General features: G+C 65.6%; 12 protein-coding genes. 10 read left to right on the top strand and 2 right to left on the bottom strand.

The window, feature by feature from the left end; translation table 11 throughout:
• Nucleotides 1-54 precede the first annotated feature (54 nt).
• Nucleotides 55-246 carry a hypothetical protein gene (locus J7360_RS18540; protein WP_005911715.1) on the bottom strand — a complete coding sequence of 64 codons (192 nt, stop codon included), beginning with the start codon at nt 244-246 and terminating at the stop codon, nt 55-57.
• 129 nt (nt 247-375) lie between these two features.
• Between J7360_RS18540 and lpxD the strand changes: the two genes are divergently transcribed.
• The 9 genes from lpxD (at nt 376) to J7360_RS18495 (ending at nt 11,053) form a co-directional block, all read left to right on the top strand.
• Nucleotides 376-1,389, top strand: coding sequence for a UDP-3-O-(3-hydroxymyristoyl)glucosamine N-acyltransferase (lpxD, locus tag J7360_RS18535; protein WP_057662000.1), 1,014 nt, complete (start codon nt 376-378; stop codon nt 1,387-1,389).
• Nucleotides 1,386-1,844 carry a 3-hydroxyacyl-ACP dehydratase FabZ gene (fabZ, locus tag J7360_RS18530; RefSeq protein WP_003485378.1) on the top strand — a complete coding sequence of 153 codons (459 nt, stop codon included), beginning with the start codon at nt 1,386-1,388 and terminating at the stop codon, nt 1,842-1,844. The genes lpxD and fabZ overlap by 4 nt, the downstream gene beginning before the upstream one ends.
• Before the next feature lie 25 nt (nt 1,845-1,869).
• A complete protein-coding gene (lpxA, locus tag J7360_RS18525) occupies nt 1,870-2,661 on the top strand; it encodes an acyl-ACP--UDP-N-acetylglucosamine O-acyltransferase (protein ID WP_003485381.1) in 792 nt (263 codons plus the stop codon).
• The gene (gene lpxB / locus J7360_RS18520; RefSeq protein ID WP_139792795.1) at nt 2,658-3,962 is read left to right on the top strand and encodes a lipid-A-disaccharide synthase; all 1,305 of its coding nucleotides are present in this window, start codon (nt 2,658-2,660) and stop codon (nt 3,960-3,962) included. The genes lpxA and lpxB overlap by 4 nt, the downstream gene beginning before the upstream one ends.
• Entirely contained in the window at nt 3,959-4,705 is a 747-nt protein-coding gene (locus tag J7360_RS18515) for a ribonuclease HII (RefSeq protein WP_007965609.1), read from the top strand. The genes lpxB and J7360_RS18515 overlap by 4 nt, the downstream gene beginning before the upstream one ends.
• Before the next feature lie 266 nt (nt 4,706-4,971).
• Nucleotides 4,972-8,562: a DNA polymerase III subunit alpha gene (dnaE, locus tag J7360_RS18510; RefSeq protein ID WP_057662005.1), complete on the top strand. Its 3,591-nt coding sequence runs from the start codon at nt 4,972-4,974 to the stop codon at nt 8,560-8,562.
• A gap of 176 nt (nt 8,563-8,738) precedes the next feature.
• Nucleotides 8,739-9,698 (top strand): acetyl-CoA carboxylase carboxyltransferase subunit alpha, encoded by a 960-nt coding sequence (locus J7360_RS18505; RefSeq protein ID WP_005924942.1) that lies wholly within the window; start codon nt 8,739-8,741, stop codon nt 9,696-9,698.
• A 57-nt stretch (nt 9,699-9,755) separates the two neighbouring features.
• The gene (locus J7360_RS18500) at nt 9,756-10,511 is read left to right on the top strand and encodes a tetratricopeptide repeat protein (protein WP_057662007.1); all 756 of its coding nucleotides are present in this window, start codon (nt 9,756-9,758) and stop codon (nt 10,509-10,511) included.
• Between the two features lie 26 nt (nt 10,512-10,537).
• Nucleotides 10,538-11,053 carry a hypothetical protein gene (locus J7360_RS18495; RefSeq protein ID WP_244664001.1) on the top strand — a complete coding sequence of 172 codons (516 nt, stop codon included), beginning with the start codon at nt 10,538-10,540 and terminating at the stop codon, nt 11,051-11,053.
• A 206-nt stretch (nt 11,054-11,259) separates the two neighbouring features.
• Here the strand turns inward: J7360_RS18495 and J7360_RS18490 are convergent, their stop codons facing one another.
• Complete coding sequence (locus J7360_RS18490; protein WP_057662014.1) at nt 11,260-11,706, bottom strand: CopD family protein; 447 nt, start codon at nt 11,704-11,706, stop codon at nt 11,260-11,262.
• A 73-nt stretch (nt 11,707-11,779) separates the two neighbouring features.
• Between J7360_RS18490 and J7360_RS18485 the strand changes: the two genes are divergently transcribed.
• Entirely contained in the window at nt 11,780-12,382 is a 603-nt protein-coding gene (locus J7360_RS18485) for a class I SAM-dependent methyltransferase (RefSeq protein WP_057662016.1), read from the top strand.
• The last annotated feature ends 127 nt before the right edge of the window (nt 12,383-12,509 follow it).

The raw sequence follows: 12,509 nt of genomic DNA, 5'->3' as shown, positions 1-12,509 counted from the left end.
GGCCCGGACGCCCGGGCCGCCATTGTTGTTTGAACACCCTGGTAGGAAACAGCTTTAGAAGTAGTTGTTCCAGACATTGCCCAGGCAGGTGGCGGTGGCGCCCCAATCGGATGCGTCCACGCATTGCACCTGCTGGTCCCAGAAGCTCAGAGCGTTGGTGCGCTGCTGCGCGAAATCGTCGGCCGATGCACTGGTGACTGCGCCCAGCAGGATCACGCTACCGAAAATGGAGAGAACAGTTTTCATATGTTTCTTCCTGGGTTCGCCGCATCGTTGCGGCCCGGTAAGCAATACGCTCGACTGTTTAGCCAACTTTTGGCGACGTTCCCCCCCCTGTTAAACCAGCCAATTATCGTTTACGCGAGGTTTACCCTGATGCGATTGACCGCCAGTGCGATTGCCGAACAATTCGGGTTGACCGTCGTCGGTGACGGCACCACCGAAGTCAGCGGCGTCGCCACCCTGGCCCATGCAGGCGCAGGCCAGCTGGGCTTCCTGTCCAACCCACGCTATCGTCCGCAACTGGCCGACACCCAGGCCGCTGTCGTGGTGCTGCGTGCCGACGATGCCGAGGCCGCCAAAGGCACCGCGCTGGTCGCCAAGGACCCGTATACCGCGTTCGCCAAGATCGCCGCGCTGTTCGATGTGGCCCCGGTGCGCGAACCGGGCATCCATGCCTCTGCGGTGATCGACCCGACCGCCCAGGTCTCGGCCACCGCGCATGTCGGTCCGTTCGTCAGCATTGGCGCGCGTAGTCGCGTGGGCGATGGCTGCGTGATCGGCACCGGCAGCATCATTGGCGAAGACTGCGTGGTGGACGCCGGCAGCGAGCTGCTTGCCCGCGTCACCCTGGTCACCCGCGTGCGGCTGGGCAAGCGCGTGCGCATCCACCCCGGTGCGGTGATCGGCGCCGATGGCTTCGGCCTGGCCATGGATGCCGGGCACTGGATCAAGGTGCCGCAGCTTGGCGGTGTGGTGATCGGCGACGACTGCGAAATCGGCGCCAACACCTGCATCGACCGCGGCGCGCTGGAAGACACCGTGCTGGAAGAAGACGTGCGCGTGGACAACCTGGTGCAGATCGCGCACAACTGCCGCATCGGCGCGCACAGTGCGATTGCCGGCTGCACCGGCATTGCCGGTAGCGCCAAGATCGGCCGTTATTGCCTGCTTGGCGGGCATGTCGGCGTGGTCGGCCACCTGGAGATCTGCGACAAGGTGGTGATCACCGGCAAGTCTGTCGTGCGTAATTCCATCCATGAGCCGGGCGAGTATTCGTCCGGCACCCCTCTCACCGACAATCGCACGTGGCGCAAAAACGCCGCGCGCTTCAAGCAGCTTGATGCGCTCGCTAGGCGCATCCTGGCTGTGGGCAAGGAGAAACAATGAGCCACCACGTTTACGAACTGCCGATCGACGTCAGTCAGATCCAGACGCTGCTCCCGCACCGTTACCCGTTTCTGCTGGTCGACCGCATCCTCGAACTCGATCTTGAAACCAAGTGGATCGTGGCGCAGAAGAACGTCAGCATCAACGAACCGTTCTTCCAGGGCCATTTTCCGAACCGTCCGGTCATGCCTGGCGTGCTGATCATCGAGGCGCTGGCGCAGGTCGGCGGCGTGATGACCCAGCTCGGCCTGGGCCGCGATGCCCTGTCGCAGCTGTTCTATATGGTCAAGGTGGACAAGGCCCGCTTCAACAAGCAGGTGGTCCCGGGCGACGTGTTGATCATGGAAGTGCAGATGAAGCGCCTGATCCGCAACGTGGGATGCTTCTACGGCGAAGCCAAGGTCGACGGCGAAGTGGTGGCCAGTGCCGAGGTGATGTGCGCCGGCGCCAGGTAATCCCCCGCTTTCGGAGTAAGACACGATGCGCGATTCAACACCTTTGATTCATCCGACGGCGGTCATCGATCCATCGGCAACGCTGGCGGACGACGTCCGCGTCGGCGCCTTCTCGCTGATCGGCGCCGATGTGCAGATCGGGGCGGGCACCGAGGTGGGGCCACATTGCTCGATCCACGGCCCGACCCGGATCGGTCGCAACAACCGCTTCATCGGCCACGCCGCGATCGGCGGCGAACCGCAGGACAAGAAGTACGCTGGCGAACGGACCGAATTGGTGATCGGCGACGGCAACGTGATCCGCGAATTCGTCACCATCAATCGCGGCACCGGCGGTGGTGGCGGCATCACCGTGGTCGGCAACGACAACTGGATGCTGGCCTATACGCACGTGGCGCACGACTGCCATGTGGGCAACCACTGCGTGTTCTCCAACAACACCACGCTGGCCGGCCACGTCACCGTCGGCGACTACGTGATCATCAGCGGTTTTGCCGGCGCGCATCAGTTCTGCCGTATCGGCGCGCACGCCTTCCTGGGCATGGGCGCGCTGACCAACGGCGACGTCCCGCCGTTCACCATGGTGGGCAGCGAATCGCTGGGGCGTCCGCGCGGCATCAATAGCGAAGGGCTCAAGCGCCGCGGTTTCGACGCCGAACGCATCACCGCGATCAAGCGCGCCTACCGCACGCTGTACGTCGCCGGCCTGCCGCTGGCAGATGCCAAGCTGCAGCTGGCCGAACAGGCCAAGAGCAGCGACGATGTGCGCGGGATGCTCGAGTTCATCGAAGCAGCAGAACGGCCGTTGTTACGATGACGGCCGGGATTCGGGATTCGGGATTGGGGATGCAAAGCGTCCACACCACACCGGGCGAAGTCGTGCACGACGCGCTGGCCAATCCGCAATCCGCAATCCCCAATCTCCGCGCACCGCGCATCGCGCTGATCGCCGGCGAGGCCTCTGGCGACAGTCTCGGCGCGGGGCTGATCGAGCAGTTGCGGCTGCGCTATCCAAATGCCGAATTCGTGGGCATCGGTGGCGATGCGATGCGTGGCGCCGGTTGCCAGACCTGGTTCGATGCCAGCGAACTGGCGGTGATGGGCCTGACCGAGGTGCTGCGGCATCTGCCGCGCCTGCTCAAGCTGCGCAGCGCGTTCCGCGAGCGGGTGCTGGCGTGGAAGCCGGACGTGTTCATCGGCATCGACGCGCCGGATTTCAATCTGCCGGTGGAACGCTGGCTCAAGCAGCGCGGGATCAAGACCGTGCACTACGTCAGCCCGTCGGTGTGGGCGTGGCGCGAGAAGCGTGCCGAAAAAATCGGCGTCAGCGCCGATCTGGTGCTGTGCCTGTTTCCGATGGAGCCGCCGATCTATGCCAAGCATGGCGTGGACGCCCGCTTTGTCGGCCACCCGATGGCCGACGATATTGCCTACCAGGCCGACCGCGCAGCAGCGCGCGCAACGCTGGGCCTGTCCGCCTCCAGCACTGTCCTGGCAGTATTGCCAGGCAGCCGTCACGGCGAAATCAGCCGGCTCGGCGACACCTTTTTCCAGGCGGCCTGGCTGGTGTCCGAGCACCTGCCCAATCTGCACGTGCTGGTACCGGCCGCCAATCCAGGCTGCAAGCACCTGCTGGCCGAGCAGCTGTCACGCTCGTCGCTGCCGGTGATGCGCTCGCATCTGCTCGACGGCCAGGCGCGTACCGCCATGCTGGCCGCCGACGTGGTACTGCTGGCCTCCGGCACCGCCACGCTGGAAGCGATGCTGGTCAAGCGCCCGATGGTGGTGGGCTACAAGGTCGCTCCGCTCACCTACCGCATCGTCAAGCTGCTGGGCCTGCTCAAGGTCAACCGCTACGCCCTGCCCAATATCCTGGCCAATGACGACCTGGCGCCGGAACTGATGCAGGACGACTGCACCCCCGAGCGGCTGTGCGTGGCACTGCTGGACTGGTTCAAACACCCCGACAAGGTCGCCGCCCTGCAGCCGCGCTACCTGGCCCTGCACGCGGAGTTGCGCTGCGATGCGTCGGCGCGGGCAGCGGATGCGGTGGCTGGGCTGCTGGAAGGCCGGCAGTCGGGAGTCGGGATTGGGGATTCGGCAGGAGCGAAGGCATGAAAATCATTGCTTTAGGCACCCAGGCCGATAGCGCCGACGCCGAGGCGCGCCAGTCGCCCTTGTTTGACCAATCCCAAATCCCGAATGTCGAATCGCGGCGTTTGATCGCCGGTGTCGACGAAGCTGGCCGCGGCCCACTGGCCGGGCCGGTGGCCGTGGCCGCCGTGGTGTTCGACCCCGGCAAGCCGCGCATCAACGGGCTGGACGATTCCAAGCAGCTCACGGCCGAGCGGCGCGAGCAGCTGTATGCGCGCATCGTCGACCGGGCGCTGGCGTGGTCGGTGGTGTTGATCGACAGCGAAGAGATCGACCGCATCAATATCTACCAGGCGACCATGCTCGGCATGCGGCGCGCAGTGGAAGGCGTGGCGCATGTGGCCGGGTTCGCGCGCATCGATGGCAACCGCGTGCCCAAGGGGCTGCCCTGCCCGGCCGAGGCGTTGATCGGTGGCGACGCCTTGGACCGCGCCATCATGGCCGCCTCGATCGTGGCCAAGGTGACGCGCGACCGGCTGATGCACGAACTGCACGCGCGGCACCCGGAATATCGCTTCGATCAGCACAAGGGTTACAGCACGCCGGTGCATCTGGCCGCGTTGCAAACCCACGGGCCATGCCCGCAACACCGGCGCAGTTTTGCGCCGGTGCGTCTGGCGCTGCAAGGCCGTGAAGGCCTGGAACCGGGTCACGGGACCCGGGACCTGGAGCAGTTGCAGGTCGGGCAATTGGTTGCGCCGCTGTAAGAGACGCCAGGGTCGGCATCGGCGTGTCCGGCTGCGCGTCGGAGCCTGAACAGCCGCACATTGATTGCGTGCCGTGCGCAGTGGCTCCAGGCACACATCATTCCACTCGTCTCGGCCCTGCGGTCCTCGGATGCCTGTGCAGCGCCGGCCCGGCAAGCGATTGACCGCCCTTCCAGGTCTCCGGTCCCGGGTCCCGCCCCCCGCTGTCAAGCCTTGTTCGCCCCCGCCCCCGCCGGTACCCTGACCGCGCATTATTCCGGTCCCGCATGTCCACTTCCCGCTTCGTCCATCTGCACGTCCACACCGAGTTCTCGCTGGCGGATTCCACCATCCGTGTGCCCGAGAAACCGGATCAGGCTGACCCGAAAAAGGCCAAGCAGGCCAACCTGCTGAGCCGGGCAGTCGAACTCGACATGCCCGCGCTGGCAGTCACCGACCTCAACAACCTGTTCGCGCTGGTCAAGTTCTACAAGGCCGCCGAAGGCGTCGGCATCAAGCCGATCGCCGGCGCCGACGTGATGATCGCCACGCCGGACATGACCCCGTGGCGCATGACCCTGCTCTGCCGCGACCGTGAAGGCTACCTGAGCCTGTCGCGGCTGCTCACCCGCGCCTGGATGGAAGGCCACCGCCCCGAAGGCGGTGTGGCGATCCATCCCGAATGGCTGCAGGCCGGGCACGCCAACCTGTTTGCGCTGGCCGGCCGCGACAGCCTGGCCGGGCGCCTGTTCAACGAGGGCCGCGCGGATCTGGCCGAGCAACAGCTGGCCGACTGGCAGCGCGTGTTCGGCGATGGCCTGCACCTGGAGCTCACCCGCACCGGCCGCGATGGCGAGGAACGCTTCAACCAGTTCGCCCTGCACGCCGCGGGCGTGCGCGGGCTGCCGGTGGTGGCGAGCAACGACGTGCGTTTTCTGTACGCCAGCGACTTCAATGCGCACGAAGCGCGCGTCTGCATTTCCTCCGGCCGCGTGCTGGACGATCCCAAGCGCCCGCGCGACTACAGCGACCAGCAGTACATAAAGTCCAGCGAGGAGATGGCGGCGCTGTTCGCCGACATCCCCGACGCCATCGACAACACCCACGCGCTGGCGCAGCGCTGCAACATCGAGATGCGCCTGGGCACCTACTTCCTGCCCGCCTACCCGGTGCCGGAAGACGAAACGCTGGACAGCTGGATCCGCAGCCAGTCGCGACAGGGTCTGGCCGCACGCCTGGAAAAGAACCCGATCGCGCCGGGCAAGACCCGCCAGGACTATGTGGACCGGCTCGAATTCGAGCTGGACACCATCATCAAGATGGGCTTTCCCGGCTACTTCCTGATCGTGGCCGACTTCATCCAGTGGGGCAAAAACCAGGGCATTCCGATCGGCCCGGGCCGCGGCTCCGGTGCCGGCTCGCTGGTGGCCTGGGCGCTGCAGATCACCGACCTGGACCCGCTGCCTTACAACCTGCTGTTCGAGCGCTTCCTGAATCCAGAGCGCGTGTCGATGCCCGACTTCGACATCGACTTCTGTATGGACCGGCGCGACGAAGTCATCGACTACGTGGCGCGCAAGTACGGCCGCGAACGCGTCAGCCAGATCATCACCTACGGCACCATGGCCGCCAAGGCGGTGGTGCGCGATGCCGGCCGCGTGCTGGGCTTTTCGTATGGGTTGGTCGACAGCGTGGCCAAGCTGATCCCCAACATCCTGGGCATCACGCTCAAGGATGCGATGGGCGAAGGCAAGGATTCGGAGATGGCCTCGCCGGATCTGATCCAGCGCTACCAGGTCGAAGACGACGTGCGCGACCTGATGGATCTGGCGCGCCAGCTCGAAGACCTCACCCGCAACGCCGGCAAGCACGCCGGCGGCGTGGTGATTGCGCCCGATCCGCTTTCCGAGTTCTGCCCGCTGTTCGCCGAACACGACGAAGACGGCCGCGGCAAGAACCCGGTGACCCAGTTCGACAAGGACGACGTCGAGGCGGTGGGTCTGGTGAAGTTCGACTTCCTTGGCCTGCGCACGCTGACCATCATCGATTGGGCAGTCAAGGCGATCAACGTGCGCCACGCGCGCGCCGGCATCGACCCGGTCGACATCACCGCCATTCCGCTCGACGACGTGCCCACCTACAAGGGCGTGTTCGCCTCGGGCAATACCGGTGCGGTGTTCCAGTTCGAATCCTCGGGCATGCGCCGCCTGCTCAAGGACGCGCGCCCGGACCGCTTCGAAGACCTGATCGCGCTGGTGTCGCTGTACCGTCCCGGCCCGATGGACCTGATCCCGGACTTCAACGCGCGCAAGCACGGCCAGCAGGAGATCGTCTACCCCGATCCGCGCACCGAAGTCATCCTGAAAGACACCTACGGCATCATGGTGTACCAGGAGCAGGTGATGCAGATGGCGCAGATCGTCGGCGATTATTCGCTGGGCGGCGCCGACCTGCTGCGTCGCGCGATGGGCAAGAAGGTGCCGGCCGAAATGGCCAAGCACCGCGAAATCTTCCGCGAAGGTGCGGCCAAGGGCGGCGTGAGCGCCGCCAAGGCCGACGAAATCTTCGACCTGATGGAGAAGTTCGCCGGCTACGGCTTCAACAAGTCGCACGCCGCCGCCTACGCGCTGGTCAGCTACCAGACCGCGTGGCTGAAACGCCATTACCCAGCCGAATTCATGGCCGCCACGCTGTCCTCGGACATGGACAACACCGACAAGGTGGTGGGCTTTCTGGATGAGGTGCGCAACCTCGGCCTCACCGTCAAACCGCCGCGCGTCAACAAGTCGGCGTACATGTTCGCCGCCGCCAGCCCGGACACCATTCAATACGGCCTGGGCGCGATCAAGGGCGTCGGCCAGGGCGCCTGCGAGGCGATCGTCGAAGAACGCCAGCGCGGCGGCCCCTACACCACGCTGCTGGATTTCTGCACGCGCGTGGGCACCGCAAAGCTCAACCGGCGCACGCTGGAAGCCATGATCAATGCCGGCGCGATGGATGGCCTGGGCAAGAACCGTGCTTCGCTGATGCTGCAGTTGCCGGAGGTGATGAAGGCTACCGAGCAGATGGCGCGTGAGCGCGCCTCCGGACAGAACTCGCTGTTCGGCGGGCCGGACCCGAGCGCCCCGGCGATGCGCCTGGACCTGCCCGAGAGCAAGGAATGGCCGCTGGGCCAGCTGCTCACCGGCGAGCGCGAAACGCTGGGCTTCTACCTCAGCGGCCACCCGTTCGACCCGCACCGCGAAGAAGTCCGCGAGCTGGTCGGTTGCGATCTGGGTGCGCTGGAAAAGATCCTGGCCTCGCAACAACGTGGTGGCGGGGGCGGCGGGGGCGATGGCGAAAAACGCGCCTGGCGGCCGGAAGTGAGCGCGATCCTGGCCGGCCAGGTGGTCGGCGTACGCCGCAAGGGCGACAGCCAGGTGTTCGTGCAGCTCGAAGACGGCCGCGGCCGGGTCGAATGCAGTGCGTTCTCCGACGCGATGGCCGAGTTCGGCCACCTGCTCACCCGCGACCGCATCCTGATCGTCAAGGGCGGCCTGCGCGAGGACGAATTCAACGGCGGCTATAGCCTGCGCATCCGCCAGTGCTGGGACTACGAGCAGATCTGCGCCGACCACGCGCAGCGGCTGTCGCTGCGCCTGGACCTGCGCGAAAAGCAGGCCTTCAAGCGCATCGACGCCCTGCTGGCCAAGCACCGCCCCGGCAGGACGCCCCTGCGCCTGGACCTGCTGCTGCGCGCGCCCAGCGGGGGCGTGGCCGGCATGCTCGACCTCAACGGCAACCATTCGGTGCGGATCGACCAGCAGCTGATGGACAGCCTGCGCGCAGACCCTGCGGTGCGGACCTTGAAGATCAAGTACAACCCGCCGTGGGCGTGAGGAGCCGGGATTCGGGATTGGGGGTTCGTAACAGCAGCACTGCGACTTCGGCGCTGCAACAGACCGCCGTTACGAATCCCGAATCCCCAATCCCTGCCGTGCAACCGCACGGCTGCGTACGGGCCAGCCACACCGCTTCAGCTACACTCCCCGCCTTACGTTGACGACGCCATTGCATGAATCCTAACTACCTCGACTTCGAGCAACCCATCGCCGATCTGGAAGCAAAGATCCAGGAACTGCGCAAGGCCAGTACCGGGCCTGCGGTCAACGTGGAGACCGAAGTGCGTGCGCTGCGCGACAAGCTGCGCGTGCGCACCGCGCAGATCTTCCGCGATCTGTCGGCCTGGCAGGTCTCGCAGCTGGCGCGTCATCCGCAGCGCCCGTACACGCTGGACTACATCAACACCATCTGCGACGAGTTCCAGGAACTGGCCGGCGACCGCGCCTACGCCGACGACAAGGCCATCGTCGGTGGCCTGGGCCGTATCGACGGCCGCCCGGTGGTGATCATCGGGCACCAGAAGGGCCGCGATACCAAGACCAAGGTGGCACGCAACTTCGGCATGCCGCGCCCGGAGGGCTACCGCAAGGCGCTGCGCCTGATGAAGCTGGCCGAGCGCTTCCGCCTGCCGCTGCTGACCTTCATCGACACGCCCGGCGCGTATCCGGGCATCGGTGCCGAGGAGCGCGGCCAGTCCGAGGCGATCGCGCGCAACCTGCTGGAAATGGCCGAGCTGAAAATCCCGGTGATCTGCACCGTGATCGGCGAAGGCGGCTCCGGCGGCGCGTTGGCGATCGGCGTGGGCGACCGTACCCTGATGCTGGAATACGGCACCTATTCGGTGATTTCGCCGGAAGGCTGTGCCTCGATCCTGTGGAAGGACGCGGCCAAGGCCAAGGACGCCGCCGAACAGCTCGGTCTGACCGCCAAGCGCCTGAAAGGCCTGGGCCTGGTCGACAAGGTGATCCGTGAACCCACCGGCGGTGCGCATCGCAATCCCGAACAGATGGGCAAGCGCCTGAAAGCGGTACTGCTCAACGAGCTGGACGCGCTGGAAAAGATTCCAGTGGATACGTTGCTGCAGCAGCGTTACGAGCGTCTGCGCAGCTACGGTGCCTACGAAGGGCATTGATTCGCACGAAGGCCGGCCGCGCCAAGTGCGCGGCCATGGAAAGGACGCCACACCCGCATGTCTCCGCTCCTGCTGATCTCACTGCTGCTGCAAGCCGCCTGCTGCGTCCACGTCGTGCGCAGCGGGCGGCCCTTGTACTGGATCTTCCTGCTGCTGGCGTTTTCGCTGCTGGCGGTGCTGGTCTATGTGTGCGTGGCGGTCATCCCCGATCTGCGCAACGACCCCTATGCACGCCGTGGCCTCAAGCGCGTGCGCAGCACCCTGGACCCGCAACGCGAACAGCGCGATGCCTCACGCCGGCTGGATGTGGCCGACACACCGGAAAATCGCCGCCAGCTCGCAGAGACCTTGCTGGCGCGCGGCGATTACGCCCAGGCCGCCGAGCATTACCAGGGGGCCTTGCGTGGACTCTATCGCGACGATCCGCACCTGATGCTCGGCCTGGCCAAGGCGCAGTTCGGGCTGGGCCGACCGCAGCAGACGCGGCAGACCCTGGATGCCTTGATCGCAGCCAACCCCAGCTTCCGCTCGCATGACGGGCACCTGCTGTATGCGCGCGCGGTCGAAGGCAGTGGCGACACCGAGGCTGCCTTGCACGAATACGACACGCTGGCGCAAGGCTATCCGGGCGAAGAAGCACGCGTGCGCTATGCACAACTGCTGCAGCGCATCGCACGCAATGACCAGGCCAGGGCGGTGTACGAACAGGTGCTGCGTCACGCCGCCGCCTCGCCCAAGCATTACCAACGCGAGCAACGCGCCTGGGTCGACCTGGCGCGCAAGGGCCTGCGCGAGCTCGACACCGGCGCCTGAGAGCAGCCAACACGACGCCCGTGTAGCTGCAGGTCACGCACATCGCATCGCTCGGCAACCAATCGCTTGGCAACCTGATCAAGGCCATCACCATGCAAAGGAAGCCTGAAATCGAGGCAGGTCTGAGAGCCGAGATCGATCGTCTGCTGGAGCAATCCACACAGCGGTTTCGCAGCGGCGCCCTGGCCGAATCGCTCGCCTTGGGATTACAGGCGTGGGCGCTGATCCCCGAACCTAAGGCGAACTGGGATTATTACCCGCAAAGCCTGTCTGCAAGTTTCGTCAAGGATTACGCCGACCTGCACGATCAGGAAAACGTGCTTCGATGGATCCAGGTGATGGCACTGATGTACGACGACCCAGACCACACCGACCATCTTGTGCTGATGACCGAAGGCGAAGCGATGCTGCAGCTCGGGGATGAGGCACGCGCCTATGCTGCCTTCGGCAAAATTTACGCGCTATACGGCAGAAAGGGATTTGCCGGACACCAGAAACGGTATCTGGAGATGCTGCTCAAGCAACACCCGTCAGGCGCATGAATTCGTCGTCGCGCTCGCGCGGACCCTAAGATTCATCGGCCCTTTTGCCCGGTGCGCACATCTCCACGTCACTGGCCGTCCCTCCATGAACCACCACAGGCATGCGCGGCGGGACACCGGAATGCCCCGTATTTTTTCGGCAGTAGCAGCCTTGGCACCGGCGCGCCGGAGCCGTCAGGCGTACGCAGATGCGGTGGGCAATGCGCTCAGAACGGCTTGGCCAGCACCAACCAGATCACGCCGACCAGCAGGATCACCGGTGCTTCGTTGAACCAGCGCAGCGCCCAACCGCTGGGCACTGCACGCCCCTGTTCGGCGCCTTTGACCCAGCGCCCGGACACGATGTAATGGGCAAGAATCAATGCCACGGCAAACAGCTTGGCGTGCAGCCAGCCGCCGGCGACCATCGTCGGGAAATCCGGGATGACCCGATAACCCTGCCAGAGCACCGCCCCGAGCAGCAGTGCCAGACCGAGCATGCTGTGGCCGAATGCATAGAGCCGCCGCCCCATCAACACCAGGCGCGCGCGCACCGCGGTGTCGCTGCCGGCTTCGGCGATGTTGACCAGAATGCGCGGCAGGTAGAACACCGCGGCCATCCAGGCGATTACGAACAACAGGTGGAAGGTCTTGATCCACAAATACAGGGTCATGCGCTGGCTCCGCTGGCTCGCGTAGGATGGCCCGCATTTTCACCTATCCGCGCGCGCGAAAGCAGCCAAGCCCATGCAGCAGTCCGACCCCAAACAGTACGACGCCCACTATTTCCGCCGCTGGTATCGCGATGCCGGGCTGGCCGACCCCGCACGCCTGCGACGCAAGGTCGCACTCGCCGTGGCCCAGGCCGAGTACTACCTGGAACGGCCGATCCGCAGCGTGCTCGATGTCGGCTGCGGCGAAGCCGCATGGCGCGCGCCGTTGTTGGCATTGCGGCCAAAGCTGAGTTATCTGGGTTTCGACAGCAGCGCCTATGCGGTGCAGCGCTATGGCCGCAGTCGCCAGATCCACCCTGCCCGCTTCGGCGATTTTGCCTGGCTGCGCCCGTGCGCCCCGGTGGATCTACTGATCTGCTCGGACGTGCTGCATTACGTGCCCACGCGCGAGTTCAACCAGGGCCTGCCGGGGTTGGCCGAGATGTGCGCAGGCGTGGCGTTTCTGGAAGCCTTCGCCGAAGAAGATGCGTTCGAGGGCGATCACGACGGCTTCCAGGCGCGATCGGCGCGCTGGTATCGGCGCCGCTTCGCCAGCGTGGGGTTTGCTGCACTCGGCTCGCATTGCTGGTTGTCGCCACAGTTGGCCGATGAGGCCTCTGCACTGGAACGCGGCTAAGCAAAACGTTGGCCGGTTGCGGCACGCGTGGCGAGTGGCTTCGCCGCGCCCCCTTACCGCAACCCTCTCCCGCAGGAGAGGGGCTTCAGTCCACGCAGCCTTCCTCGCAGGCTGAGCGGCTTGATTC

It is taken from the genome of Xanthomonas sp. D-99, from assembly GCF_017746145.1.
Lineage (GTDB): Bacteria > Pseudomonadota > Gammaproteobacteria > Xanthomonadales > Xanthomonadaceae > Xanthomonas > Xanthomonas cissicola.
This window is presented reverse-complemented; position numbering and strand designations above follow the sequence as displayed.

Coding starts and splice junctions, on each gene's coding strand:
- J7360_RS18485 (WP_057662016.1), top strand. CDS start 11,780: ATGCAGCAGTCCGACCCCAAACAGTACGACGCCCACTATTTCCGCCGC.
- lpxB (WP_139792795.1), top strand. CDS start 2,658: ATGACGGCCGGGATTCGGGATTCGGGATTGGGGATGCAAAGCGTCCAC.
- J7360_RS18515 (WP_007965609.1), top strand. CDS start 3,959: ATGAAAATCATTGCTTTAGGCACCCAGGCCGATAGCGCCGACGCCGAG.
- dnaE (WP_057662005.1), top strand. CDS start 4,972: ATGTCCACTTCCCGCTTCGTCCATCTGCACGTCCACACCGAGTTCTCG.
- lpxD (WP_057662000.1), top strand. CDS start 376: ATGCGATTGACCGCCAGTGCGATTGCCGAACAATTCGGGTTGACCGTC.
- fabZ (WP_003485378.1), top strand. CDS start 1,386: ATGAGCCACCACGTTTACGAACTGCCGATCGACGTCAGTCAGATCCAG.
- J7360_RS18490 (WP_057662014.1), bottom strand. CDS start 11,706: ATGACCCTGTATTTGTGGATCAAGACCTTCCACCTGTTGTTCGTAATC.
- J7360_RS18500 (WP_057662007.1), top strand. CDS start 9,756: ATGTCTCCGCTCCTGCTGATCTCACTGCTGCTGCAAGCCGCCTGCTGC.
- J7360_RS18540 (WP_005911715.1), bottom strand. CDS start 246: ATGAAAACTGTTCTCTCCATTTTCGGTAGCGTGATCCTGCTGGGCGCA.
- J7360_RS18505 (WP_005924942.1), top strand. CDS start 8,739: ATGAATCCTAACTACCTCGACTTCGAGCAACCCATCGCCGATCTGGAA.
- lpxA (WP_003485381.1), top strand. CDS start 1,870: ATGCGCGATTCAACACCTTTGATTCATCCGACGGCGGTCATCGATCCA.